This window comes from Fructilactobacillus sp. X7R9C1 (assembly GCF_059901005.1).
This window is the reverse complement of the sequence record NZ_JBWXVG010000001.1, coordinates 35,795-61,520: the sequence shown is the minus strand read 5'-3', so window position 1 is coordinate 61,520 and position 25,726 is coordinate 35,795. Positions and strand designations below refer to the sequence as shown.

Below are 25,726 nucleotides of genomic sequence, written 5' to 3'. Positions count from 1 at the left end.
CACCATTTTTTAAATTTAACTTGTCACTTTTACCGTTAATAATATACTATTAAATTATACATCTTAAAAAAAGGAGCTTAAAATCTTTTGTGGTACTCGTTTTTATTTACAGTTGGCCAATTCATTTTAAGAATTATAAATGGACCAATGAATGTGATGCACAAGAATCGTATCCCAGACGGAAATTACGTGTTAATTGCTCCCCACCGGAGTTGGTTTGATATGATTCTAATTGCAACGGTAATTCGCCCTAAACAGTTGTGTTTCATGGCTAAAAAAGAACTATTCAAAAATCCAATGCTGGGATGGTTTTTGCGGCACGTCAACGTATTTTCGGTTGATCGTTCAAATCCAGGAATTTCAGCAATTAAAATTCCAGTTAGAACACTGAGAAAAACCAATCTATCACTCATGATGTTCCCGTCTGGTACGAGGCATTCCAAAAAACTCAAGGGCGGTGCAGCACTGATTGCCCAACTAGCTGGAGTGCCCCTGGTACCAGTTGTTTATCAGGGGCCATTGACCCTCAAAGAAGTTTTCAAACGCCAGAAAGTTTCAATTAACTTTGGTGATCCAATTTATATCAACAAAAAAGAAAGATTGGATGATAAGAATCAAAAATTAATTGAAAATCAAATGCAAGCCGCCTTTGACAAGCTCGATGATGAAATTAATCCCAACTACGTGTACATTGATGAATCAAAACCGCATAATAAAAAAACGTCGAAGTAATTCGACGTTTTTTTAATTTTGATGATGTTTCATTGCGTTCATCATTTGGTTAAGTTTCTTTTGTGATGGCTTTTGTCCCATCTGAAGCATCATCGCTTTAAGTTGTTCCTGGTTGATTGGTGGATTATCCTTCAAATACTTTTCCATGTACTTACGAGCACCAAAGAAGCCAATTAGTGCACCAGCTAGTAAAGCCAAAATCACTATTAAAATCCAGATCCATGTAGACAAATCATTGACCTCCCTTCAAGCCTTTTATTATTATTTTACACAATTAGCAAGGTTTTGAAAAGATTGGAATCAATCGTCTCGCAAATTTTTCTTTCGCTGAGATTCCTTGACTTTGTCTGAAGTAATTTCGTTCCCTTTTTTATCATAGACCTTAGTCATTTCAATCTGACTTTTAAAATTAGCCTTGAAACGATCTAAGTACTCTTTTCGTAACTTCTTCTGTTCTTCTTTTTCTTCTTCAGATAAACCTTCGTTTTTTGATTTTTTAGATAATTCGTTAATTCTTGGAATGAGTTTTTCTAATTCTTTATCTTCAGCCATGTTAACCTCTCCCTTCATCTGATATCATAATATCACGAAATAAAGCGTGAAAACAAGGATTTGTACACGAACAAACGTTTGCAAAATTCCGTTTTTGTGGTATTCTTATTTTAGCTAAAAACCAATTAGAAAGCACAGAGGTGCCTTATGTCGCAAGCATCACAAACAAAACAACATGATATTCTCGAATACATTTGGAAACAAGTTCGTGATCAAGGATACCCACCAACCGTTCGAGAAATCGGCGAACACGTTGGATTATCGTCAACTTCAACGGTCCATGGTCATCTCGCTCGTTTGGAAAAGAAGGGCTATATCATCAAGGATCCAACTAAACCGCGTGCCCTTGAAGTTACTTCTGATGGAATGAACTATCTTGGTGTTTCTCAAGAATCAAAGCCGGACGAGATGCCTTTACTTGGAACCGTTGCTGCCGGAGAACCAATTCTTGCGGTTCAAGACGCAACTGATTATTTCCCGATTCCAACCGAACTCCAACGAAGTTCTGATTCACTCTTCATGCTTACCATTAGTGGTACAAGTATGATCAATATCGGAATTTTAGACGGTGATCAGGTAATTGTAAAACGCCAAAATACCGCTGAAAATGGTGATATTGTTATCGCCATGAACGACGAAAACGAAGCCACCTGCAAACGATTCTTTAAAGAAAGTGACCATTTCAGACTCCAACCCGAAAATGATGACATGGCACCAATTATTTTAAAAAACGTAGTCATCTTAGGTAAAGTTGTCGGTTTATATCGAATCGGCATTAAATAAAAGCCATTCACTTCAAAGTGAATGGTTTTTTTCTTGATTTAAATACTGACGTTTACCTTCTTTAACACCAGAAAAGACAAATTTAGCAGGATCATTACTTAGATCCAATTCATAATTATCATCCAAAAGACTAGGCAAACCATTGAATATTTGTTCATACTCTTCAATTGATAATTTCTTTCGACTGTCTAACAGCTCATTCATTAACTGTTTTCGCTTTTGATCTCTAAAGTTATCTTGTAATATTCCGGTATAAAACTCGCCCTGAGCCCCAGAACCATAACTAAACACGCCAACTTGGTCTCCCACCTTTAAATCTGAAGAATTATCCAGAAGTGAAAGAAGACTTAAATATAATGATCCAGTATACAAATTACCAACTCGTTTACTGTAAACCCGACTAGCCTCAAATTCTCTTAACAATTTCTCCTGTTCCCTAACTGAAACTTCAGGAAGAACTTGGCGTAATGCTTTTAACCCCATCTTAGTGTAAGGTAAATGAAAAACAATTGCCTTTAAATCATTAAAAGTAAGACCATGTCTTTTTAAATAATCATGAACGGTTTCATTAAAAAATTTTTCATAAATATCATTTGAGTAGTGTCCATCCACAAGGGCCTCAGTCTTTCCAATTGGCCGCCAAAAATCCATAATATCTTGAGAATAAACACTACTATCATCGCTTATAGTCATAATACGTGGGTTACTCGACACCGTCATGGCAACTGCTCCACCGCCTTGTGTAACCTCGCCAGCAGTTTGAACTCCGTATCTAGCAATATCAGATCCAACCACTAAAGCCTGCTTATCGGGATGCAAGTGAACATAGTCTTTAGCCATCTGTAATCCTGCAGTTGCTCCATAGCAGGCTTGTTTAATTTCAAATGCTCGTGCGTGTGAACTCAATTTTAACAGGTTTTGAACATAAATTGCTCCCGACTTAGAGTTATCAATTCCACTTTCTGATCCAAAAATAATTAAATCAATCTTATCTCGATTTTCTTGACTTACAATTTGGTCCGAAGCATTGGCTGCCAACGTAACAGAATCTTGGGTGGAGGGAATGACAGCTTGTTGAGTTTGTCCGATCCCAATTAAATACTTGTTTGGATCTTCATCACGCGCTTTGGCTAAATCCACCATATCAATAAAATAAGTTGGGGTATAAAAGCCAATTTTATCAATTCCAACTTTCACTAATACCACTCCATTTTCAATTTAATTTTCTAAACGTCACTCATGTTTAAAAATGATCAGTTATCTTACCAAAAAAGATGGTTAAAATTAATAAATCAGCTGAACCACCTAAGCTTAAATCTTGATTATCAAAGTTTTCACACATTTTTTCCAGTTGTTCTTTAACTAGAGCGGAATTAAAAGCTTCAGTGTTTAAAATTGAAGTAACCTGCCTGTGTACCTTTTCAACGATTTCAGGCGATCCAGCACGTTTAATCAAATTACTATCTTGACTATGAGCAACAATGTTAAGTAACGCTCGAAGGATCTTTTCATTTTTATTTCCATTAAAAGCGACCAAAGCTGGCAAGCCATGACCTGTCACAGTTTTGAATCCAGCCTCGGCTTCTCCACGAATTCCTGTCATCCCATATTCTAAAAATTGGTGCTCACCAGCGGTTAATTTGCTAGCAGATTTTCTTCTCACCTGCGAAAAGTCTGATTTAACGATTCCAGCAGTCATAGCTTTTTCTACATTAATTATATCTCCAAGTGTAAAGGAAGCTTTGGACTGAGAAAGATAGCCTAGTGCCGCAACAATAATTCCCATTACGAAGATTGCACCCTTATGGGTATTGACACCGTTAGTCTCCCTAAACATATTTTTTTCAGCTTTAATTCCATCAGGTCGAATCAACTTCAATAATTGACTTAAGTCATCACTTAAAAAATTTTGTCCTCGTAAAAAAGCGGTTTCAAAATAAGGACGCATTGTAATAATGCTGTCAATGAATGTAAAGACATCCATATCAGGATGAGATTTATGAGAAACTGGATCAACCAATCCTGGTTTTGGATTAGAAACAACTTCATCTAACATTGATTCCATCACAGCGTTAACGGTTTTATTTTTTTGACAAATTTTAACTTTCCAATCCATTACCGCATTATTCATATCCGACATTCCTAAAATATATCTCGCTAATTTTTCGTTGCAAATCAGACACGGAATGAGTACGGTTTCTAGCGCATTCTTTAGCATTTCGATCACAAATCAGACATCTTCTGGGTCTCATTTTGACATCAGTCCGGGAGTAATGAGAATGATTATGATCCATTACGTCAATATCAAACAAACGTCCTAAACGATCATGATCTTCAAAATGAATTGCTCGTTTCTTCAAAACAAGCCCATCACCATCAACCACCAAAAACCGTTCTTTTCCCGCATCAGTGTTCCACCCCATTTTATCGATAATTTTCATATTGTACAACTGTGTTTTAAAGAATCGCTTATAGCCAACATCAAATAAGTTCATGATTTGCGGGTTGTTCTTGATGGGACCCGGAATATTTAACTTGATTGACACAATCGTATCCATTGGATACTGCTCCTTTAATCGAGCCTGTAAGTGTGCTCGTCTGTCTTTGTTAGCAAGTACAGCTGGGATTCCCTGCACTTTCCCAGTTAAAAAAATATTATCTTCCAACTTATCAAACTCCTTAAAAAAACGGCTCCATCTGCCTTACAGATAGCACCGTCTTTAAAATTAATCTTTTACTTGTCGAATTGAATCAATGATCGTTCCGTCCCGATACTCAACCAATCCAACCGTCTTATCAGTATACTTCAGTGGTTCTTCTTTGCCAACGATCTTTTCAGCTTTTTCGGCTAATTCTTGGATGCTGTAAACATGCAAACTCGGAACATCCTTAAATTGCTTAATCAGGTCTGGACGATTAGGATTAACGGCGATTCCAAACTCGGTTACTAAGACATCAATCGATTGCCCTGGAGTAACAGCTGTACTAATATGATCTACCACCGTTGGAATGCGACCTCGTACCAGTGGAGCACAGATGATTGTCATCTTAGATGTAGCAGCATCCTGATGTCCACCAACAGCTCCTCTAATTACGCCATCAGAGCCAGTTAACACGTTAACGTTAAAATCAGTATCAATTTCCAAGGCACTTAAGACCGCAATGTCTAACTGAGCGACCATTGATCCTTTATTATCAGGATCAGCATACCATGACGCATCAATTTCCTGTTGGTTTTTGTTGTTCTTCATTGAATCAGCAGCGGCTTTATCAAAGTCTTGAACATCCATTAACTTATCAACTAATCCCTCTTCAAGCAAATCAACCATTGGTTTAGTAATTCCACCCAAACCAAACGAGGCATGAAGATGATTATCAAGCATTGCTTGTCTTAAGTAACGAGTAACAGCAAGGGCAGCTCCACCAGAACCAGTCTGAAATGAGAAACCATCTTTAAAGTATGGTGAATTAACAATCACTTGATTGACCGCTCTAGCGATGGTCAAATCTTTTGGATCCTTAGTGAAACGAGTAGCGCCAGAGCCAATCTTATTAGGATCACCAACTTTATCCACCTTAACGACATAATCGACTTGTGTTTGTCGAATTGAGGCAGGGGTGTTGGGATAGTCCACCACATTATCTGTTAATAAAACGACTTTATTAGCATAAGCTGCGTCCATTAACGCATACCCTAGTGAACCAAATGCGGCGGGACCTTCCATTCCATTAGCGTTACCACAACGGTCTGAATTAGGAACCCCTAAAAAGGCAACATCAATTTTGATATCACCGTTTTCAATAGCACGAGCACGGCCTCCATGGGATCTGAAAATCACTGGATTTTTAAGAATTCCATGAGAAACTTCGTCACCCAATGAGCCACGCATTCCGGATGTGGTGATGTTAGTAACGGTTCCATTCTTGATGGCTTTAATTGCCATATCATTCATGACGCCAGTCAATGAAGAAGGTGCTAAAGTTAGATCTTTAATTCCAAGGTCCATGATCGCCTTCATCACAAGATTAAAGATGTAATCACCATTACGTAAATGGTGATGAAATGAGATGGTCATCCCATCCCTCACGTTATCTTTAACAACCTGCTTTAAATCATCCTTTAATTTATCATGTCCATCTTGAACCTGGACTTTAGGAGCCGTTCTTTGAAAGACCGGGTTACCAATCCTAGTGGTTTCAAATGGTTTAAAGTGCAGTTCATTCATTAATTTATCGGGTAAATTACGACCTAATTTATTTTCCAATGTAATGACCCTCCTTATCAATCAAGCCAGAAGCTTTAGCTAGTTTCATAACTCTTTCAGCTCTGAGTGCAACTGGTCTATCAACCATCTGTCCGTTCATTGAGATAACTCCTGAGCCAGCTTTTCTTGCTTTTTCAATCGCAGCAAGTACATTCTCGGCGTTCTTAATTTCTTCTTCACTTGGAGCATATACTTGGTTAACTAAAGGAATTTGGCGTGGATTAATAACTGATTTTCCGTCGTAACCCAACTCATGAATATACTCGGTTTCTGCCAAGAATCCCTTCACATTATCCACATCGGTGTAAACCGTATCAAAAGCGGCGATGCCAGCGGCTCTAGCTGCATTTAAAATCATATTTCTAGCAAACTGTAGTTCTAAACCATTTGGATAACGGTGTGTTTTTAAATCCGTTGTGTAATCTTCCGCCGATAAAGCAATCCCAATCATACGATCAGAGGCTTTAGCAATCTCAAGTACATTCATGACACCTTCAGCGCTCTCAATTGCGGCCATTAAATGAGTGGTTCCAACTGGAATGTTGAACTCCTTTTCAGCGTCAACAACTAGACTCTCCATCTCTTCAACCATTGCCGCACTTTCAGTTTTAGGAATTCTAATGACATCGATGCCAGCCTTAACCATCATTTTGACGTCAGCTTCAAAGAAGTCAGTGTCAAGTCCATTAGTTCTAACAACTAATTCTGCATCACCATAATCAACCGTTTTTAAAGCCTCATAAACTAAGTTTCTTGCAGAATCTTTTTCCGCTAACGAAACTGAGTCTTCAAGATCAAACATAATTGAATCGGCGCCATAGATCCCAGCATCTTTGATCATCCCTGGATTGTTACCTGGAACAAACATCATCGTTCTTCTGAGTCGTTCACCATTTTCAGCCATTATAGTGCCTCCCATGCTGGTTGTTCGCTGTCGCCCATGGCCCGTTGAATTGCGGTAATCGTTCGAGCTTTAATTACACAATCTAAAGCTCCCTGGTCAACTGCCTTAATATTGACATTATCTAATTCAAACTTGTTAACAACTTCCTTAATGGTAGCAATAATATCATCACCAAACCGTTTCTTAACATCAGATTCAAGATTAATTTGGATTCCGTTAGTACCCTTACTGACTGTGATCTGAATGTCAGAAGATTCCAGCGTTCCATCCATTGCCGTTTTATTAATTCCCATTGATCTTCATTCCCTTCTTAATTCTTTCCTGTAACGAATCCATATGTTTGGTAATAAACTCGTAAGTTGTTTTTGGGACAATCCCTTTAATTGATGTTAACTCACCATTCTTAATGGCCATCCGAACCGTTCGGGCCGAAATCACTTTTCCGGCTTCATCCTGATCTCGTTTAATAACTTTAACTTTGATTTCAGGCGGGAGAACCTTTTCTAAAATTTGATTATAGATTGAGGTCGTTTTGGAATTTGGCTCCGTTCCAAGAAACCGAACGTTAATGCCAAGATCTTTGGCAATCCAATCTTTAAAGATTAATGCATCAATGGTTGTCTGATACCGCACCTTGTCTGCTTGCGCCCCCAAAAAATACGAAGGAAAAGTGGCATAACTTACTAAGTAATCGCCACCCGGAACAACCATCACATTCTTTAAGTCAGAAACGCCCTCTTGAACAAGTTTTAATCGTTCTTGTGACGTAAACAGTGATTTATCAGTACTTACAACAAATACGTAAACGTTATCACTAACTTCTGACGCTTTTTCAACCAAATATCTATGACCATCGGTAAAAGGATTAGCATTCATGACAATCCCGGCATTATTATCAGTTTTATTAACTTTAGGCAGACTTTTAAGATAATCAGTAATACTATAATCACCGGTCTCTAAAAAGGCCGCATCATCACTTTGAACGAGTTCCTTAAACCCAACGTGTTCGAAACTTTCCGCATACATTGGCTTTGTAAAGACAAAGACATGAAAGACTCCACGTTGTCCCAAACTTGTTAAAAGATTCGAAATTACCTTGTTAAAATAAACCCCATTTTCAGTGTACTTATGACAAACACCAATGTACTTCAAAATGTTTCCAGAATATGAACCAGTACCAACTAATTTATTCCCATCAAAAAGTCCAACGGTATAATCTAAGGGATCAACCTCATCACCAGAAAAATTGGCGATGCCAAGTGATTTCAAAAAATCTCTCCACTGATTAAATTGGTCAGGAACCTCTAAATTAATTTCTCTAGTCTCAATATTCATATCCTCAATAATCTCCCGTTTCTACTAACCCATGATTAACATAATAATCGGAATTACGATGATAAAGAGGACTGAGGTAGATACAACCACGTTTGTAGCAAACTTAACATCACCATGATAAGTTTGTGCCAAAATTGGCAGAACTGCAAGTGAAGGCGTAGCATCTTGAACAATCAAAGTCTTGGAGAAGGTTGGAACCATTGATGCTCCGAGTTTGAACCCAACAAAAATAATTGCAGCCATGACTAATGGTGAAATCACGAAACGGCCTGCTAAAGTCAAAATGACATCTTTATCAAAATGCATGTTTCTAAGACCAAATGATCTCAACATAATTCCAATATAGATTAATGCAAGTGGGGTAACCAGTGCCCCCAAATCAGTTAAGGTTGTTTGGACAAAATTAACCAATAAATGTTCCTGAAGCCATGGAATATACAAAAATGGAATGGCAACAATGAATCCCCATAATGGAGCCGGAATCAAATGGTGCCAATCAAATTTAGCTTTGGAACCATCTTTAGCGGTTGGATCGTCTGCAGCAATTACCCAAACACCTAAAGTCCAAATAATGATCGTATTTACAATATAGTAAACAAGTAAATAAGGGACTGATATCTCACCAAATAAAGCAACGTTTAAGGGCATTCCAATAAAAACGGTATTAGCACCGTTAATACCGGTCATCATCAGTCCTCTTCGACCCTTTTTAACTCTAAATAACTTAACTTCAATCCATGAAATAACGTAGCCTAAAAGGATAGCAAGCACAACATAGATTAATCCAGTTGACAAATTAGCTAGTTGTTCTGGATGAAAATATTTAAGCATTGCCACAAAAATAGAACATGGTAAAGCAACTTTCATAATAATCTTTGAGATTGAACCGGAAAATGATTCTTTAAACCATCCAAGTCCTTGTGTTACATAACCAACTGCAATCATAATTACAATCGCTAGCACACTCTGGATTGATGTAATAAATATTGCCATAATTGTACCTCTTATCCTTTTTCACCATATTTTATAATTGAATTTGTGACTGTTTTAACAACATTTTCATCAAAAACCCCAGGGACAATTTTATCTGGAGTAGGATCAGGAATCATGCTGGCTAACGCGTCAGCAACGACTTCCTCAATTTGGTATGTAACCTTTTTAATTCCACTCTTTAAAAGTCCTTTGAACAGACCTGGGAAAACCAAAATATTATTAACTTGATTTGGATACTTACTAGATCCAGTCGCAATCACTTTAGCACCACCAGCTTTAGCGTCTTGTGGAAGAATTTCCGGAACTGGATTAGCAAGCGCAAAGACAATCGGATCCTTTGCCATTCTTTTAACTTGACTAGTACTTAAAACATTAGCATCTGACAGACCGATAAAAACATCCTGATCATCAATTACATCATCCAGAGTTTGTCCTTCTTTTCCGTTCAAGGATTGGGCAAGTCCAGTTTGATATGAATTATAGTTCTCACTATTTGGCTTAACCACGCCATCGATATCAACCAAAGTAATATTTTTAATGCCAACGTGCTCCAGCAACGAGGCAGTAGCGACACCAGATGCTCCAACCCCATTGACGACGATCTTTAAATCTTTCAACTCTTTACCAACTACTTTACTAGCGTTGATTAATCCGGCCAAAACTACAATAGCAGTTCCCTCTTGGTCGTCATGATAGACCGGAATATCTAATGTTTTACTCAAGATATCCTCTAACTCAAAGCATTTTGGTGCCGCAATGTCCTCCAAATGGATCCCAGCAAAGGTATCTTGAATACTTTTAATGTGAGTGGCCATTTTCTTGGCATCTTCCTGATCAATGGCAACTGGTAACGCATTAACATTGGCCAAGTCTTTATATAACAAAGCCTTCCCTTCAACAACCGGAAGCCCTGCAGCTGGTCCGATGTTACCTAATCCTAGAACTGCTGAACCATCAGTAACAACAGCAAGCAACTTTCCACTCATTGTGTACTTGTCCTTTAAACTAGGGTCTTTTTCAATGGCCTTGGAAATCTTAGCAACACCAGGTGTGTAAGCTTCACTAAGTTCTTCACGGTTTTTTACAGGAAATTCTGATTCCATTTCTAGCATTCCCGTGTGCTTTTCATGAATGGAATAAATATTATCAGCCACGTAAACCCCTCCAATTGTTTTTATTTTCACGCAGACACGATTGCTCATATCCGCTTACATTGTGATTATATTAACCAAAGTGCGTAAAGTCAACCAAGTTAACACTCTTTAACAAACCCAAATAAAAAACGACCTCATTAAAGTGAGACCGCTATTAAAGGGTTAAGTCTAATAATTCACACGATGATATTTCTTACCATTGTGATTTATTATATTCTTTTCACAAACTTCAACAAAATATCGTTAAACACATCTGGCTGTTCAGCCATAATAATATGCCCCGCATCTTCAACAATCTGATAATGACCATTATGAGCCATCCCAGCTGCAACTTTTGCAAAGTGATAATCAAAAAATGGTGATTTTCTTCCCGCTATAATCATCAATGGAACCTTCAAATCACTCAAAATGTCACGCCAATCTTGAAAAGCATGATCCACTAACAACGAATAGTTTAAGTCGGCGTCATATGGATACTTCTGTTTTAACGATTGAATCTTACTATATAAAAGATCATTAATTTTACTATAAGTCGAACGTCCAAATGGCTGCTTCAAAAGTTCAGGAAAATTACTCCAGTCTAAAGCCTTAAATCCGTATGGCCATGACCGATCCGCAATCATCTTAGGACTCTGATCAACGTCTACAATGGCCTTAATTCCCTTATCAGTAAACAAAGAAACGTACGCAAACATGGTTGCTGCTCCCATTGAATTCCCAAGCAAGATTGGTTCTTTTAATTTTAGTTCATTCTGAATCTCATATAAATCCATCGCATGGCGCGACATTCGTTCATCCTTACTAGTACGCTCAGACATCCCCTGATTTCTAGCATCCACGTTAATAACCCTAAAACCGCTTTCGACTAATTTTTGGACAGTAAAGGTCCAAATCTCTTTATAGCCCCCAATTCCGGTAAGAATCATCACGGGTTGATTGCTTTTATTTCCCTCATCATCATAGTCTAATTCCACATTATCAGAAGTATAAAATTTCATTATCGCTTCACCATTTTCTTTAAGATTTATTTTATATGTTAGCACTTCTCTTACTACTAGATTCGTACCAATACCAAAAATTAATTGGTAGTATAATAACTACGAAAGAAGGGATGATATGAAACGGATTACTTTAACATTTCCAGCACCTGGAAATTCAGATACTAAAACCATTAAAGTTAACGATGACAATCAGTACGTCATGAAATTAACTACCTTAGATAATCTGGCTCCAGATGGCCATTCACTTGAAATTGAATTTCTTCCTAAGACAAGTGAAGATTTTCCAGAACGAGGTACTACCATTTATCTAAATGGTTTTGATAAAACGTTCAAATTGTCAAATGGTGATATTCTAGTAGCAAAAAGTATGTAATAAAAAGGGTCTGTTGATTAAGTCAACGGACCCTTTGGTTTTATTTGTGATCTAACTTATCTTGTGCTTTTTGAGCTGCGACGTTCATGATATTCCATGGACGGTCAAAACCTGGTTGGAAGAAGAAGTCAGCATATGCCAAGTCATCAACAGTCATGTGTTGTTGAATTGCTAATGAAATGGTATTGATATTAGCAGTTACATCTCGTTTCGACATGATTTGAGCACCCTCAACTTCACGAGTCTTTGGATCAAAAGTTAACTTGAAGTAGACTTCTGCATTCAACTTATCATCATGAACAAACGGAGGAACCGCAGTGTCAACAACAAAGACGGATTCAACGTCAACGCCAGCTTTTTCAGCAGTAACGTCCTTAAATCCAGTTGAGGCAAACTTGTAATCAAAAACATGAAGTGCTGATGAACCAGAAACTTCAGTAGTCTTACGCTTCTCATCGTTCAGGTTCATGGCAGCTGAGCGACCTTGACGTCTAGCGTTAGAAGCTAAAGCAATGATTTGCTTCTTGCCAGTAGGTGCGAAAGTAACCTCAGTAGAATCACCAACAGCAAAAATATCAGGTTGATTGGTTCTTTGATATTCATCGGTCTTGATCATGCCCTTTTCGTCAAGATCAACTTTACCTTTAAGCCAATCGGTAGCAGGACGAATTCCGGCAGTTTCAATCACTAGATCAGCATCCCATTGGTCACCATTTGTTGAAATAACTGAAGAAACGTTTTCATCATCGTCACCAACGTATTCTTTAACACTTTGGTTCAATGATAATTTTACGCCGTTCTTTTTAAGTTCAGCTTCAAGAATCTTAGTAAACTCTGGATCCAAGTAAGTAGGAAGAATGGTTTTACCAGTATCAACTAAGGTAACGTGCTTACCAGCCTTAGCGAATGATTCAGCTGCTTCAATCCCAATGTATCCACAACCAACGACCGTGACGTTGTTGATACCTGGAGTAACTTCAGCTTCCTTCAATTTAATGGCCCAATCACGTCCACGCATTGCGTAGATATTACCTAATTCCTTCCCTGGAACTGGAAGTTGGAATGGATTAGCACCAACACTTAAAATTAATTTGTCATATTTTTCAGTGCTCTCTTTGCCATCGTTAACGTTTAAAGCGGTTAATGTGTGAGCTTCAGGATCAATATCAGTGATTTCAGTATTAATGTGAACATTTACACCTAATTTTTCCATGCCTTCTGGAGTTGCATAACTTACAGAGTTAACATCTTTTACGACGTTTTGAAGATATAATTCAATTCCACAAGATAGAAAAGATACAAAGTCTCCCTTTTCGTACCATTCGATGTCAGCATCAGGAAAATCCTTTAAAACTCCTCTGACAGCTTCGAATCCACCATGAGATGATCCAATTACAGCTACTTTCATATCTGCTTCCTCCTTCAATTTTTAAATTGTCGTTCTCTATGAACATTTTTATAGTACCACGCAATTACCTAATGAGACTACAAAATGTTCAATATTTAATAAATTATTTGCACACAATTTGATTGAACTACCCATAAGTTAAGCAATTAATAACCGATAAGATAAGTTACTAATAGTATCCATAGTCATCATCTTTTGGTATCATGACGTATAAATTATTAAGGGATGAATTAAAATGAAAAAAATTTATTTTTTGTGTACGGGAAACTCGTGCCGAAGCCAAATGGCGGAAGGATTTGCCAAAAAATATTTCCCGCAAAACTGGCAAATAAAAAGTGCGGGAGTAAAAACTCATGGTTTAAATCCAGTTGCGGTTAAGGTGATGAAAGAACGTGGAATTGATATTTCTCACAACACATCAAAGCTAATTGATAAAAGTTATTTAGTTAAGTGTGATTTAATCGTTACGCTTTGCGGAGACGCTAAAGATAAGTGTCCAGTTACCCCACAATCAGTTGCAAAAATTCACTGGCCACTTAAAGATCCTGCACAATTTAAGGGATCCAAATCAGAAGTAATTGAAACTTTTAGAAACGTCCGCAATCAGATTGACCAATTAGTAAAACAATTGTCAGTTGATGAGACCAAATAAACTAATTATTACACGACAAAGACCTAGATCAACTACTGCAACTGATCTAGGCCTTATTAAATCTTACGATCACTACACATACTAATACTAATTACAAACGTGAAAACAAGTAGTATTAATACATTTAGTTTATCTTACTGCTCTTTTATCACATGGATAACAAATGAAGATTACGAAACTTTGATATCTAGGTACTTAAAAATTTGCTTCCTAATTCTTTGAGATTTAGGACTCATCTCACCATGAATTGCCCGATTTAATTCAACTGGTGAGACATCAACAATTTTTGACATATCAACTTGAGTCAAGTCCTTGTTAATTAAAGCAACTTTGATCTTTTTAAATACTCTTTGAGCATTACGTTCCAATTCAACGTTAGCCATTATTGATCCCTCCTTTCACAATTTATTAATTAAGTTATTGACTATGTCTATCCTTTGGAATAAAATGTAAATATGATGAAAATAATGGACTGTATTTAAACTATTTTCTTCGTGGGAACTAGTTTAGATACTTTTAACCATTGATATTATTCTGGACTGACTGATCAATTACTTAACTAAATTAATTATCAATCATATAAAATAAAATGTCAATGATTTTCTCTATTATTTGAAATAACTTTTTTAACCACCAATTTCAGAAAAGGAGAAACAATTTTGACAACAATTGAACGAATAAAGAGACTTTCAAGAATGCGTGGATGGTCACTTCAGTTAGTGGCCCAGAAGGCTGGGATTGGGATTAACAATATTTATACTTGGAACAAGAAAACTCCTAGTACAAAAAGCCTTGGAAAAGTCGCCAAAGTACTTGGAGTGTCGATCGATTACCTATTAGGAAATACTAATCAACTTAACTATCACAATGATAGTACAAGTGCTAAATCAAAAACTAATGAGACAATTGATCTTCCTCTTATTGGCAGCATTGCTTGCGGAAAACCAATCTTTGCTGAACAGAACGTTACCGCGTACTTTCCAACTTTAAAAGAAGGACTGCCAAGTGGTGAGAATTTCTGGTTAAAATGTGACGGAGACTCGATGGCTCCTACCATTCAAAACGGATCGTACGTTTTAATCCATTATCAACCAGAGGTGGAGAATGGTGAAATTGCCGCTGTCCTATTAAACGATAACGACGAAGCTACTCTTAAAAGGATTAGTACTCAAAAAGACCAAACCGTCTTAGTTCCTGATAATAAGGAGTACCCACCGATTATCTTGAATAAAGATAATCCAGGCAAAATCATTGGAAAAGCAATCCGGATGCAATCTGAATTATAAAAGCTCAATAACACAAAAAGACTATCAAAACTTGTAATTTTGGTAGTCTTTTTGTTTTGTAATACTACTTATAAAGGCGAGTACAGGATTTGAACCTGCGCGCCGGCTATAAACCGGTTCGCCGGATTTCGAGTCCGGTGCATTACCACTCTGCCAACTCGCCAAAATTAACACCACTTAAGTATAATCATAAAAGAACCGATAATCAACTTGAGAAGTGTTTTTAATTTAAAACTTAATCATATTTAATCAGACTGAGAATATCATAGTCTTTAATCTTATCGCGACCCTTTAAGTCCATTAATTCGACAATAAAAGCCGTTCCAACTACTACTCCACCAAGATCTTTGACTAACTCAATGGTAGCTTCAATGGTACCACCTGTAGCTAGCAAATCATCAGTCACAAGAACTCTCTGACCTGGTTTAATCGCATCATCATGCAAATAAAGTGATGACTGACCGTATTCCAAACCATATGTAGCTTTGACAGTTTTACCAGGTAACTTCCCTTTTTTTCTTGCAGGAGCAAAACCAATTCCAAGTTCATAGGCAACGGGACATCCCACAATAAAACCACGCGCTTCGGGACCAACAATCATATCAATGTTCTTGCCCTTAGCATAGTTGACAATTTCGTCAGTAGCTTGACGATATGCTTCGCCACTTTCTAGTAATGGAGAAATATCTCGAAAAGTTACACCTGGCTCTGGAAAATTAGGATAACTTGCTACATAATCCTTTAAATTAAGGACCATAAAAAATACTTCCTTTCTTATTATCAGTTCCCAATCTTATTAATTATTTTCACCAAATCACTTGGGGAAACGTTAAAAAGAGCATCTTCCACCTTTAATTGCTCTTCTCGCAATTGGTACGTGGGAGAAGTTGACAAGCTTTGCTTGTTTGGATTACTGATACCATTCAAAATTCCATCCCGAATGGTGATAAATCCCAGTTCATTAAATACCTGCAACATGAAAACCAGAATATTGGTTGGAACCTGCAAATGGTTTGCAACCTCACTAACATTCTTTGAAATTTGCACATTTTTATTAGTTTCAACGAACTTAAATAGTTTAGCATACTGTGAACGTTCTGGCATCCCTAAATTTAAAATATGATTCTTTTTATATAAATACAATATAATTTCAGGATTTTGGAAATGATTAACAACGCTTTTTAATTCACCAAGTGTTTCAGGACAATCAACAAGATAAACTACCCCATTCGTAATATCTTTTTTAACACCCGAAGCAAGCATAGCTTTAGAATTTTTACCAACATATGATTTTAATTGTTGATACAAGTTACGATGAAAGAAAATATACGTTCCCTCATTTACAAACATTGACTTAGTTAAGGTAGTGGTCCGTTTGTCAATAACAACGGTTCCGTCAACTTTAAGATCATCAACCATCAACTGAAGATTAGTACGACCCTTCCACTCATTTTCATTCAAGGTCGCTGCTACGTTAATATTAGCTGACAATTTAGAAACTTCAGTAGCAACATCACCCATCCCAAAGTCAATTGCAGAAATCCGTGAATGATTGCCAACAGCTTGAAATTTAAGGTGATCATGGGCTTTCCCAATTGCCTGAACATTAGTTAAAGCAATCGGATCAATATCAAATCGGGGGCATTCATTATCAGTCCCAAATGGACTCAAAGTTTGAATTTGTTGAAATAACTTTTGATCAATTTCATCTGGAGTAACTTTAAAATCAATTTTTAAAGTTGGCTTTTGTGATAAATCAACCTGCTGTTTTGCTGCTGACCGTTCAAACCGCGCAGCTAGTGTTTTTAAATTATCAGCTGGAACCGTTAATCCAACTGCCATCGCATGTCCGCCAAATGCATCCATCAGATCGCGTTCACTATCTAAGGCTTTAAAAAGATCAAATCCTTTGACACTTCTTCCGGATCCCTTGGCGATCTTATTTTGGTCATCAACACTGACAACAACCGTCGGCTTATGAAATTTATCTTTAACTCGACTAGCTGCAATACCTAAAACTCCAGTATGCCAATCCTTTCCCACAATTAAAAGGGTTTCTCTCTTCTTATTCTCAGGTGAATCAGCTTGAGCGATTGCCTCGTCCGTAATTGAACTAACTAGTAACTTCCTCTGATCATTTTTTTGCTCAGTCTTCTTAGCGAGTTCATTAGCTTGATCGTCGTCAACCGTAGTAAGCAAATCAACTCCCATATTGGCGTCACCCATCCGTCCAAGTGCATTCAATCTAGGAGCAATGTTAAACCCAATGTCCTGTTCATCAACTTTTCCCAAATCAATTCCAGATCGTTTAATAAGGGCTTTTAAGCCAGGTCGCACCGTCAAATGAATGACATTTAATCCAAACTGAACGAGTGCCCGATTCTCTCCGGTTAACGATACTAAGTCAGCAACCGTCCCGATTGCAGCTAAATCTAGTTTATCTTGAGGAATTTCATCCATTAATGCCGTCGCCAACTTAAAAGCTACTCCAGCTCCAGAAAGATACTGAAACGGATATTTAGGATCGCCCAACTGAGCGTGAACGATTGCATAGGCGTTTGGCAACTTTTCTGGTAATTCGTGATGATCGGTAATAATCACATCACAACTCAATTTATTAGCTTCCTCAATTGCATCAAAGCCAGCAACTCCATTATCAACAGTAACAATTAACGAAGTTCTACTATCAATAATTTTTTGAAAAGCCTTCACATTTGGACCGTATCCATCTTTAAACCGATTAGGAATATAATAACGAACTTCCGCTCCCATCTCGACTAGCGTTTCATATAAAATGGCGGTACTAGTAAGTCCGTCAGCATCATAATCCCCATAAACGGTAATTTGTTCACCGTTTTCAACTGCCAATTCAATCCGATCAACCGCTTTTTGCATATCATGCATTAAAAAGGGATCGTTTAAGTCACTAGTATCCGGGTTTAAGTAATGTTGAATCTTATCGACATTATCATAACCACGTTCAAACAGTAAGCTAACAACTAACGGTTCAAGTCCCAAATCATTAGCTAGTTGATTAACAGCATCTTGGTTAAGATTATTTTGTTTTAGCTCCCAATTATACTTTGAAGAAAGCAAATATGGATCCTCTTTTCACTATTTTTCGTTGTCCTTTTGCTGTTTATTAATTACATCTTCAACGTTTCGATTATCTTGATTAACCTTTTGTTTACTAATTGAATTCTTTAACTGCATCTTTAGAGAATCAATTTGTTTATTTAAATCATTAATTTGTCCCTTTAATCCATCAATGGTTTTCTGTGAATCACGATTTTCTTTTTTCCGTTTGGAACCATTTTTAAATGAACTGATCATTGATAATAAAAACATGATTAAAGCCCCAATTAGTAATGTCAATAATAAGACCAAGATTAACGGCATTTTAACCGTCGTAAAACCAAAGTTAATTTCCGCACTTCCCATATTTAACAAAACAAAAATAGCGACAATCACAATCAAGACCATGCTTAAAATCATTGAAACTTGTTTTTTCATTGAACATTCTCCTCTCCCTTATTAAAGGGAATATCAATAAAATCAAAATCTTTAACTACCTTGGTATTTGGAAAAACTTGTTGAGCCTGCCTCTGTAACTCATGAGCCATTTTAGCAGTATACCTTGCAGAAATGTGCGTTAATAATAATCGTTTTACGTTGGCATCCCTGGCGGTATTAGCAGCCTGGATGTTCGTAGAATGATAGTAATTGTGAGCTAATTTTGCTTCGCCCTTTCCAAACGTACTTTCATGAACTAAAATGTCAGCATTTTGCGCTAACTTATTGATGGTATCAACTTTTCTCGTATCCCCTAAAATGGTAACAATTCTCCCCTTTTGGGAATTACCAATGTAGTCCTTACCATTAATGACTCTCCCGTCACTAAGTTTAACCGTCTTACCTTCCTTAAGCTTTCCGTACAGTGGACCAGACGGAATATTATCCTCCTGCAATTTATCAACAAGCAGTTCACCCGGATGATCATGTTCAACAATTCGAAAACCCCAACTTTGAACTTGATGATCAAGCTTTTCCGCATAAACTGTAAACTTTTTACCGTCAAAAATCTTACCAGGCTGGTCCAACTCTACGTATTTTATTTTATACCCTAACTTAGTCTGCGTCACTTGCAAACTAGTCTGAACGTAATTTTTGATTCCAAAGGGGCCATAAATGGTAACCGGATCATCTCCGCCTTGAAACGAACGACTTGATAATAATCCCGGAAGACCATAGATATGATCACCATGAAGGTGGGTAATAAAAATCTTATTAATTTTTCGCGGTTTTAACGTTGATCGCAAGATTTGTTGTTGAGTACCTTCCCCCGCATCAAACAACCACACGGAATTAATCTCATCCAACAATCTTAAAGCGACACTAGAAACGTTTCGAAACTTACCAGGAACTCCCGCACCAGTTCCAAAAAACTCTAATTGCATATCCTATCGTTCCTTTTTTGACACTCAAATTTTTACACTCGTGAAGAATTACTATACAATTGTAGCATACCACATTAGCAATAATAAGCTGAATCTAGGTGATAACTTTGAGATTAAACGAATTTTACGTCTCATCCGAAGATTTAAATAATTCATATAAAATATACGTTGAAATTAATAAGGTTATTTTACCAGTTTTTGACATTGAATTTTCGCAAAATAAAATTTTATTAGTACCAAGCAAAAACAAACGGTCACTAACCTTGAATCAATTTAATACCCGAACAAGAGAACTTGATGATCATCTATCACTTTTTTGTAAAACAATTGAAACTCCAAAACTATTCGGTTATCGTTTAAAAAATGATGAGCTTATTTTTGGATAATAAAAGACGATACCACAAGTATCGTCTTTTATATTATTCAACATATGAAAAGGTAAAGTCCAAAATTGATACCAGATCGCCATTCTTAGCGCCGGCATCCCGTAGTGCTTGATCAACACCCATTCCACGTAATTTTCGAGCTAATCTTAACACACCTTGTTCATGTTCAGTATTAGCCATTTGAATTACTCGTTCAATCTGATGTCCAGACAGAACCCAAGTTCCATCTTCATCTTTTGTCAAAGTAAACGGCTTTTCATCCTCATCAGGACGGTAAATGACTTCTTTAGAATCATTAAGCTCGTTAGCACCCACAATTGGAAACTTTGGTGCCTTATCAAGTTCACTACTCGTTTCTCGAATGAGATCATTAAGCCCTGAATGAGTAATGGAAGAAATGGGAATAATTTTGCCATTAACGTGGTCATTATGTTCAGCTAATTCACGTTTAAACAACTTAAGATTTTCAGCCGAATCCGGCATATCCATTTTAGAAGCAACGATGATTTGGGGACGTTTCAAAAGACTTTCATCAAAATTAGCCAGTTCATGATTGATTTTTTCATAGTCATCATACGGATCACGTCCCTCAACTCCACTCATATCAACAACATGGAGGATAACTCGAGTTCTTTGAATGTGTCTTAAAAATTCAAAACCTAATCCCACACCTTTGGAAGCTCCCTCAATCAGTCCAGGCAAATCAGCAATCACAAAGTCACTTCCATCATGATTTCGTACAATCCCCAGATTAGGAACAATGGTCGTAAAGTGATATTGAGCTACTTTTGGTTTTGACGAAGTAATTGCACTTAATAACGTGGATTTACCAGCCGATGGAAAACCGACTAAACCAACATCAGCTAATAATCTTAACTGAAGTTCGATCTCCATTTCTTGACCTGGTGCCCCATTTTCAGCAATTTCTGGCGCAGAATTTTTAGGGGTAGCAAAGTGAACGTTTCCTCTTCCTCCACGACCACCCTTTACAACTACAACTTCATCGTTTGCTTTAGTCAAATCCGCAATTGGCTCGCCGGTCTCTGAGTTATAAATCGTGGTGCCATCGGGGACATTTACTACCAAATCCGGTGCACTTGCACCCGTCATCTTTTTGTTAGCACCATTCCCACCGTTTTTGGCTTTAAATTGTTTTTTATACTTAAAATCCATTAAAGTTGACATTCCAGTATCAACTTTGAAAACAACATTACCACCATGGCCACCATCACCACCAGAAGGTCCACCATTTGGTACATATTTTTCCCGACGAAATCCGACCATTCCGTCTCCACCTTTACCGGCCTTAACTTTAAATTTTACTTGATCTACAAACATAATTTCTCCATTTTCATATTAGTTTTTCATCATCTTGGCCACTGGTGCAACGTTCTCAAAGGTCAATTTTACCGTCTGAGCAACCTTCTTTGAAATGCCAACTGCTTGAATGTCTTCGACACTAGCATCCGCAATGTTTTTGGTGGAACCAAATTTTCGCAAAAGTTTATTTCTAGTTTTGGGTCCCACTCCCTTAATACTATCTAATCTAGAAGTCATCGAATTCTTATTATGGAGTTGATGATGATAGTTAATTGCAAAGCGATGCACTTCGTCTTGAACCCTTTGAACTAGATAAAAAGCTTGGCTTTTCGGATTTAAATTAACGTGATGATCATTACTTCCGTAAAGCAAATCAGCCGTCTTATGTTTCTCATTTTTCACCATTCCAGCTACTGGAATGTGCAGATTAAGTTCATTTTCCAAAACATCGGTAACGGCATTCATCTGAATCTCGCCTCCGTCCATTAGGATCAAATCTGGCATTTCAGCGTGTTCCTTTAATAAACGTGTGTAGCGCCTTCTAATCACTTCGCGCGTGCTGGCTGCCTCATCGGCATGATCAACGGTTCTTAACTTATATTTTCGGTACTTCTTCTTATTCGGTTTCCCATCTTCAAATACTACCATAGCAGAAACCAAATCAGCACCCGAAATATGGGAATGATCAAAAGCTTCGATTCGTTCGAGATGACCAATTCCTAAAGCGTCGCCCAATTCATCCATTGCTCCGGTAGTCTTTTTGCGATCCATTTCCATTAACTTAAACTGTTCGTTTAAAACCAATCGCGCATTATGCTCTGCCATGTCCAAAAGGGCTTTCTTCTGACCACGTTGAGGGGTTCTAACTGGCACTCCGATCATCTTCGAAAGAACATCATGGTCGATTGAGTTAGGTACCAAAATTTCTTTGGGTGGAATCCGATCAGAATCGTTATAAAATTGAACAATATAGCTAGTCATCTCTTCATTGGCGGTACTGATAATCGGAAACAATTTTTTCTCACGTTTCATTAAACGTGCCTGCCGAATAAAGAAAACTTGTACAGAAAGCCATCCCTTATCAGCATAAAAATTAAACACATCTCGTGGAGTATTGTCATGTGAAATGATTTTTTGTTTCTCAACGGTCGCATCAATGTAATGCAGTTGATCGCGCAATTCAGCTGCCCGCTCATACTCCATGTTATTTGAAGCCGTATTCATTCGTTTAGTCAGTAGTTGTCTAGCAGGTCCCACACTACCGTTTAAAAATGACTTGATCTTCTTGATTTGAGCATCGTACTCTGACTTAGGTACTTTCTTAAAGCAAGCTCCCAAGCACTGTCCCATGTGGTAGTACAAACAAGCTCGTTTTTGATACCCATTACAACGTCTGAGTGGATACATCTTTTGTAAGAAATTCAAGGTTTCATCTGCAGCATAGACGTTTGGATATGGTCCAAAATAATATCCACCATCATTTTTAACGGTATTAGTAATCAACATTCGGGGATCACGTTCATTAGTAATTTTAATGTAAGGATACCCACTGTGTCCTTGCTTTAAACGAACGTTATAATAAGGCCGATGCTTCTGAATCAAAGTGATTTCAAGCAAAAATGCTTCTTTGTCATTTGAAGTAATGATTGTCTCAAAATCAGCAATGTTTCGCACTAATTTGGCTCGTCTCCCATACTGAGTACTCTTGAAATAAGAGCGAACTCGATTCTTTAGGTTTTTTGCCTTACCAATATAAATAATTTTGCCATCTTTATCTTTCATAATGTAACAACCGGGTTGATCCGGAAGTAACGTTAACTTTCGTTCAATTAAATCAGATGCCATAAACTCCCTCCTTTCCGATAAATACTACTGTTACAATTATAATGAATTAGTTACAGTTTGTATAACAAACTGACATGGAATGATTTTTTTGCTATGATGAGTTTAAAGGAGCGATCGATATGGGACTAAAAATTAGAAGAAATGAAGATCTTGATGCCATGTTCAGTAAATTCGCTAAAGAGAATCCGAAAGATCCTAACCGTACCAAGTTTTTGAATCATAAAAACAAAGAAGACCAGCGCGAATCAAAAAAGAATAAAATATTAGATCAAGACAAAACCAAATAAACACAAAATCAGCTGTTCTCACAGCTGATTTTTTATTACTTAATTTGTTGCTCAATCCAGTTCCAAATTTGATCTGCTCCGACCTTGGTTTTAGCAGAGAACATTATCAGCGGTTCATCTGCTTCAAGCTCCAGCCCTTTTCGCAACGTCTGTTCTTGTTTCTTGATCTTACTTTTAGAAATTTTATCAACCTTAGTCGCTACATAAAGCACGGGAATTCCATAATACTCTAACCAATCACGCATCTGAATATCGTACTCACTCGGGGCGTGTCTACCATCAATTAAATTGATCACTCCCCGGAGCTGTTCACGTTGCGTTAGATAAGTCTCAATCATTTGAGCCCATTTTTCCCGTTCTGTTTTAGAAACCTTCGCATAGCCATATCCTGGAACGTCAACAAAATAGAGTTCATCGTTAACGCGATAAAAATTCAAAGTTTGAGTTTTTCCCGGTTGGCCAGACGTATGAGCGTAATCCTTCCGGTTAATCAACACATTCGTTAGTGAAGACTTGCCAACGTTAGATCGACCCAAAAAGCCAATTTCTGGATATCCAGTAGTGGGATACTGTTTGGGATCAACTGCACTCATTACAAGTTCAACATCATTTACGTCCATTATTATCTCCGTTTAATTACTTTGTTTCGCTTTTTAAGACCATCTTTGGTTCTTTACCACTATTTACTGAATCTGGGGTAACAATCACTTCTTTAACGTCATCACGACTTGGAAGTGAATACATAATATCTCTCATCACACTTTCAATCATAGAACGAAGACCACGAGCACCCGTATTTCTAGCAATGGCTTTTTTTGCCATGGCCTTAAGTGCAGCGTCTTCAAATTTAAGTTGGACACCCTCGAGTGATAAAAGCTTTTGGTATTGTTTTACTAACGCATTTTTAGGTTGAGTCAGAATTTTGACCAGATCATTTTCACTTAACTTATTCAAAGCGGTCAAAATTGGAAGACGACCGATAAACTCTGGAATTAATCCAAAATTCATCAGGTCTTCAGGAATTACTTTTTGCATAATATCTTCATCAGCAACGTCTTGGGTCTCATGATTATCAACCCCAAAACCAATTGTCTTATCACCTAAGCGTCGTCTAACAATATCTTGAATTCCATCAAAAGCCCCACCAACAATAAACAGAATATTCTTCGTATTAATCTTAATAAACTCTTGGCTCGGGTTCTTTCTACCACCCTTTGGTGGAACATTAGCGGTAGTTCCCTCTAAAATCTTTAACAGAGCTTGTTGGACACCTTCACCAGATACATCTCTTGTGATTGAAACATTTTCGGCTTTTTTAGCAATTTTATCAATCTCGTCAATATAAATGATTCCCTTTTCAGCCCGATCAACGTCATAGTCAGCGTTCTGTGAGAGTTTCAAAAGAATATTTTCAACATCTTCTCCAACATATCCAGCTTCAGTCAACGTCGTAGCGTCAGCAATTGCAAAGGGAACGTTTAAAATTTTAGCAAGTGTTTGGGCCAGATAAGTCTTCCCCGATCCAGTTGGTCCAATCATCGCAATATTACTTTTCTGAATCTGAGCATCATCATAAGCATGTCGTTCTTGGTTACCATCTTCACTTTCATCATTATCTTCAGAATCATTCAAAGCCTTAATTCTCATATAATGATTAAAGACAGCCACCGCTAGCGTTTTTTTGGCTTCATCTTGACCAATCACATACTCATCAAGTTTTTTAACAATTTCACTTGGGGTAAGCACATTGATGTCTTCAGCATTGGTCTTGTTTAATTCATCACTCATGATCTGTTCACACAAATCGATACATTCATTACAAATATATACACCGGGTCCAGCAACAATTTTTTTTACTTGGTCCTGTGACTTTCCACAAAAGGAGCAAGTAATGGTCTCATTTTGATTTGAATCATCATACATGGTATCTCTCCTTTTTGTTAATTCGTTGTTAATTCGTCTCGTTGCCTGCAATTTGAAACTATACCATACT

The 25,726-nt window shown here is 37.3% G+C and carries 29 protein-coding genes and 1 tRNA gene; 7 read left to right on the top strand and 23 right to left on the bottom strand.

Going from position 1 to position 25,726, the window contains the following annotated elements; genetic code table 11:
• Nucleotides 1–87: 87 nt before the first annotated feature.
• On the top strand, nucleotides 88–732 hold the full coding sequence (locus AC6UD0_RS00330) for a lysophospholipid acyltransferase family protein (RefSeq protein ID WP_500693857.1): 645 nt from the start codon (nucleotides 88–90) through the stop codon (nucleotides 730–732).
• Between the two features lie 12 nt (nucleotides 733–744).
• Here the strand turns inward: AC6UD0_RS00330 and AC6UD0_RS00325 are convergent, their stop codons facing one another.
• Entirely contained in the window at nucleotides 745–963 is a 219-nt protein-coding gene (locus AC6UD0_RS00325) for a YneF family protein (RefSeq protein WP_500693858.1), read from the bottom strand.
• A 69-nt stretch (nucleotides 964–1,032) separates the two neighbouring features.
• Complete coding sequence (locus AC6UD0_RS00320) at nucleotides 1,033–1,284, bottom strand: DUF896 domain-containing protein (RefSeq protein ID WP_500693859.1); 252 nt, start codon at nucleotides 1,282–1,284, stop codon at nucleotides 1,033–1,035.
• A 147-nt stretch (nucleotides 1,285–1,431) separates the two neighbouring features.
• Here AC6UD0_RS00320 and lexA point away from each other — a divergent pair, with 147 nt between their 5' ends.
• Nucleotides 1,432–2,067 carry a transcriptional repressor LexA gene (lexA, locus tag AC6UD0_RS00315; protein ID WP_500693860.1) on the top strand — a complete coding sequence of 212 codons (636 nt, stop codon included), beginning with the start codon at nucleotides 1,432–1,434 and terminating at the stop codon, nucleotides 2,065–2,067.
• A gap of 12 nt (nucleotides 2,068–2,079) precedes the next feature.
• Here the strand turns inward: lexA and AC6UD0_RS00310 are convergent, their stop codons facing one another.
• From AC6UD0_RS00310 to AC6UD0_RS00265, 10 genes are all read right to left on the bottom strand, one after another.
• Nucleotides 2,080–3,264, bottom strand: coding sequence for a hydroxymethylglutaryl-CoA synthase (locus AC6UD0_RS00310; protein WP_500706405.1), 1,185 nt, complete (start codon nucleotides 3,262–3,264; stop codon nucleotides 2,080–2,082).
• Between the two features lie 46 nt (nucleotides 3,265–3,310).
• On the bottom strand, nucleotides 3,311–4,198 hold the full coding sequence (gene citG / locus AC6UD0_RS00305) for a triphosphoribosyl-dephospho-CoA synthase CitG (protein ID WP_500699431.1): 888 nt from the start codon (nucleotides 4,196–4,198) through the stop codon (nucleotides 3,311–3,313).
• Nucleotides 4,191–4,733, bottom strand: coding sequence for a citrate lyase holo-[acyl-carrier protein] synthase (gene citX / locus AC6UD0_RS00300; RefSeq protein ID WP_500707060.1), 543 nt, complete (start codon nucleotides 4,731–4,733; stop codon nucleotides 4,191–4,193). Before citX ends, citG begins: the two co-directional genes overlap by 8 nt.
• A gap of 60 nt (nucleotides 4,734–4,793) precedes the next feature.
• A complete protein-coding gene (gene citF / locus AC6UD0_RS00295) occupies nucleotides 4,794–6,293 on the bottom strand; it encodes a citrate lyase subunit alpha (RefSeq protein WP_500707931.1) in 1,500 nt (499 codons plus the stop codon).
• A 28-nt stretch (nucleotides 6,294–6,321) separates the two neighbouring features.
• Nucleotides 6,322–7,236, bottom strand: coding sequence for a citrate (pro-3S)-lyase subunit beta (gene citE, locus AC6UD0_RS00290; RefSeq protein WP_500693864.1), 915 nt, complete (start codon nucleotides 7,234–7,236; stop codon nucleotides 6,322–6,324).
• Nucleotides 7,236–7,529: a citrate lyase acyl carrier protein gene (gene citD / locus AC6UD0_RS00285; protein WP_500693865.1), complete on the bottom strand. Its 294-nt coding sequence runs from the start codon at nucleotides 7,527–7,529 to the stop codon at nucleotides 7,236–7,238. Before citD ends, citE begins: the two co-directional genes overlap by 1 nt.
• Nucleotides 7,519–8,571: a [citrate (pro-3S)-lyase] ligase gene (gene citC / locus AC6UD0_RS00280; RefSeq protein WP_500707782.1), complete on the bottom strand. Its 1,053-nt coding sequence runs from the start codon at nucleotides 8,569–8,571 to the stop codon at nucleotides 7,519–7,521. Before citC ends, citD begins: the two co-directional genes overlap by 11 nt.
• Nucleotides 8,572–8,595: 24 nt before the next feature.
• Nucleotides 8,596–9,564 carry an AEC family transporter gene (locus tag AC6UD0_RS00275; protein WP_500707780.1) on the bottom strand — a complete coding sequence of 323 codons (969 nt, stop codon included), beginning with the start codon at nucleotides 9,562–9,564 and terminating at the stop codon, nucleotides 8,596–8,598.
• Nucleotides 9,565–9,575: 11 nt separating this feature from the next.
• On the bottom strand, nucleotides 9,576–10,766 hold the full coding sequence (locus tag AC6UD0_RS00270) for an NAD(P)-dependent malic enzyme (RefSeq protein WP_500701143.1): 1,191 nt from the start codon (nucleotides 10,764–10,766) through the stop codon (nucleotides 9,576–9,578).
• A 161-nt stretch (nucleotides 10,767–10,927) separates the two neighbouring features.
• Nucleotides 10,928–11,716, bottom strand: a complete 789-nt coding sequence (locus AC6UD0_RS00265) for an alpha/beta fold hydrolase (protein WP_500707779.1) — start codon at nucleotides 11,714–11,716, stop codon at nucleotides 10,928–10,930.
• A gap of 118 nt (nucleotides 11,717–11,834) precedes the next feature.
• On the opposite strand from AC6UD0_RS00265, the gene AC6UD0_RS00260 reads away from it, so the two are divergent.
• The gene (locus AC6UD0_RS00260) at nucleotides 11,835–12,092 is read left to right on the top strand and encodes a hypothetical protein (protein WP_500693870.1); all 258 of its coding nucleotides are present in this window, start codon (nucleotides 11,835–11,837) and stop codon (nucleotides 12,090–12,092) included.
• 40 nt (nucleotides 12,093–12,132) lie between these two features.
• On the opposite strand, the gene AC6UD0_RS00255 is transcribed toward AC6UD0_RS00260, so the two are convergent.
• The gene (locus AC6UD0_RS00255) at nucleotides 12,133–13,500 is read right to left on the bottom strand and encodes an FAD-dependent oxidoreductase (protein ID WP_500693871.1); all 1,368 of its coding nucleotides are present in this window, start codon (nucleotides 13,498–13,500) and stop codon (nucleotides 12,133–12,135) included.
• 235 nt (nucleotides 13,501–13,735) lie between these two features.
• On the opposite strand from AC6UD0_RS00255, the gene arsC reads away from it, so the two are divergent.
• A complete protein-coding gene (arsC, locus tag AC6UD0_RS00250; protein ID WP_500699426.1) occupies nucleotides 13,736–14,152 on the top strand; it encodes an arsenate reductase (thioredoxin) in 417 nt (138 codons plus the stop codon).
• 170 nt (nucleotides 14,153–14,322) lie between these two features.
• Here arsC and AC6UD0_RS00245 read toward each other — a convergent pair whose 3' ends face one another.
• On the bottom strand, nucleotides 14,323–14,535 hold the full coding sequence (locus tag AC6UD0_RS00245) for a helix-turn-helix domain-containing protein (RefSeq protein ID WP_500693872.1): 213 nt from the start codon (nucleotides 14,533–14,535) through the stop codon (nucleotides 14,323–14,325).
• A gap of 276 nt (nucleotides 14,536–14,811) precedes the next feature.
• On the opposite strand from AC6UD0_RS00245, the gene AC6UD0_RS00240 reads away from it, so the two are divergent.
• Nucleotides 14,812–15,438: a helix-turn-helix domain-containing protein gene (locus tag AC6UD0_RS00240; protein WP_500695563.1), complete on the top strand. Its 627-nt coding sequence runs from the start codon at nucleotides 14,812–14,814 to the stop codon at nucleotides 15,436–15,438.
• Nucleotides 15,439–15,512: 74 nt separating this feature from the next.
• Here AC6UD0_RS00240 and AC6UD0_RS00235 read toward each other — a convergent pair.
• The 5 genes from AC6UD0_RS00235 to rnz form a co-directional block, all read right to left on the bottom strand.
• Nucleotides 15,513–15,601, bottom strand: a tRNA-Ser gene (locus tag AC6UD0_RS00235).
• A 72-nt stretch (nucleotides 15,602–15,673) separates the two neighbouring features.
• A complete protein-coding gene (locus AC6UD0_RS00230) occupies nucleotides 15,674–16,195 on the bottom strand; it encodes an adenine phosphoribosyltransferase (protein ID WP_500695562.1) in 522 nt (173 codons plus the stop codon).
• Nucleotides 16,196–16,218: 23 nt separating this feature from the next.
• Nucleotides 16,219–18,534 (bottom strand): single-stranded-DNA-specific exonuclease RecJ, encoded by a 2,316-nt coding sequence (gene recJ, locus AC6UD0_RS00225; protein WP_500707777.1) that lies wholly within the window; start codon nucleotides 18,532–18,534, stop codon nucleotides 16,219–16,221.
• Nucleotides 18,535–18,552: 18 nt separating this feature from the next.
• Complete coding sequence (locus tag AC6UD0_RS00220) at nucleotides 18,553–18,951, bottom strand: LapA family protein (protein ID WP_500693882.1); 399 nt, start codon at nucleotides 18,949–18,951, stop codon at nucleotides 18,553–18,555.
• Nucleotides 18,948–19,895: a ribonuclease Z gene (rnz, locus tag AC6UD0_RS00215; protein WP_500707776.1), complete on the bottom strand. Its 948-nt coding sequence runs from the start codon at nucleotides 19,893–19,895 to the stop codon at nucleotides 18,948–18,950. The genes AC6UD0_RS00220 and rnz overlap by 4 nt, the downstream gene beginning before the upstream one ends.
• A gap of 107 nt (nucleotides 19,896–20,002) precedes the next feature.
• Between rnz and AC6UD0_RS00210 the strand changes: the two genes are divergently transcribed.
• The gene (locus AC6UD0_RS00210; protein WP_500693884.1) at nucleotides 20,003–20,281 is read left to right on the top strand and encodes a hypothetical protein; all 279 of its coding nucleotides are present in this window, start codon (nucleotides 20,003–20,005) and stop codon (nucleotides 20,279–20,281) included.
• Between the two features lie 33 nt (nucleotides 20,282–20,314).
• Here the strand turns inward: AC6UD0_RS00210 and obgE are convergent, their stop codons facing one another.
• Together obgE and uvrC are read right to left on the bottom strand one after the other, a co-directional pair.
• Complete coding sequence (obgE, locus tag AC6UD0_RS00205) at nucleotides 20,315–21,619, bottom strand: GTPase ObgE (RefSeq protein WP_500695559.1); 1,305 nt, start codon at nucleotides 21,617–21,619, stop codon at nucleotides 20,315–20,317.
• Nucleotides 21,620–21,637: 18 nt separating this feature from the next.
• Nucleotides 21,638–23,446, bottom strand: coding sequence for an excinuclease ABC subunit UvrC (gene uvrC, locus AC6UD0_RS00200; RefSeq protein WP_500693886.1), 1,809 nt, complete (start codon nucleotides 23,444–23,446; stop codon nucleotides 21,638–21,640).
• 119 nt (nucleotides 23,447–23,565) lie between these two features.
• Between uvrC and AC6UD0_RS00195 the strand changes: the two genes are divergently transcribed.
• On the top strand, nucleotides 23,566–23,733 hold the full coding sequence (locus AC6UD0_RS00195; protein WP_500695557.1) for an SPJ_0845 family protein: 168 nt from the start codon (nucleotides 23,566–23,568) through the stop codon (nucleotides 23,731–23,733).
• A gap of 35 nt (nucleotides 23,734–23,768) precedes the next feature.
• On the opposite strand, the gene yihA is transcribed toward AC6UD0_RS00195, so the two are convergent.
• Nucleotides 23,769–24,353 (bottom strand): ribosome biogenesis GTP-binding protein YihA/YsxC, encoded by a 585-nt coding sequence (yihA, locus tag AC6UD0_RS00190; RefSeq protein ID WP_500707774.1) that lies wholly within the window; start codon nucleotides 24,351–24,353, stop codon nucleotides 23,769–23,771.
• 16 nt (nucleotides 24,354–24,369) lie between these two features.
• Nucleotides 24,370–25,656 carry an ATP-dependent Clp protease ATP-binding subunit ClpX gene (gene clpX / locus AC6UD0_RS00185; RefSeq protein WP_500707772.1) on the bottom strand — a complete coding sequence of 429 codons (1,287 nt, stop codon included), beginning with the start codon at nucleotides 25,654–25,656 and terminating at the stop codon, nucleotides 24,370–24,372.
• Nucleotides 25,657–25,726: the final 70 nt, after the last annotated feature.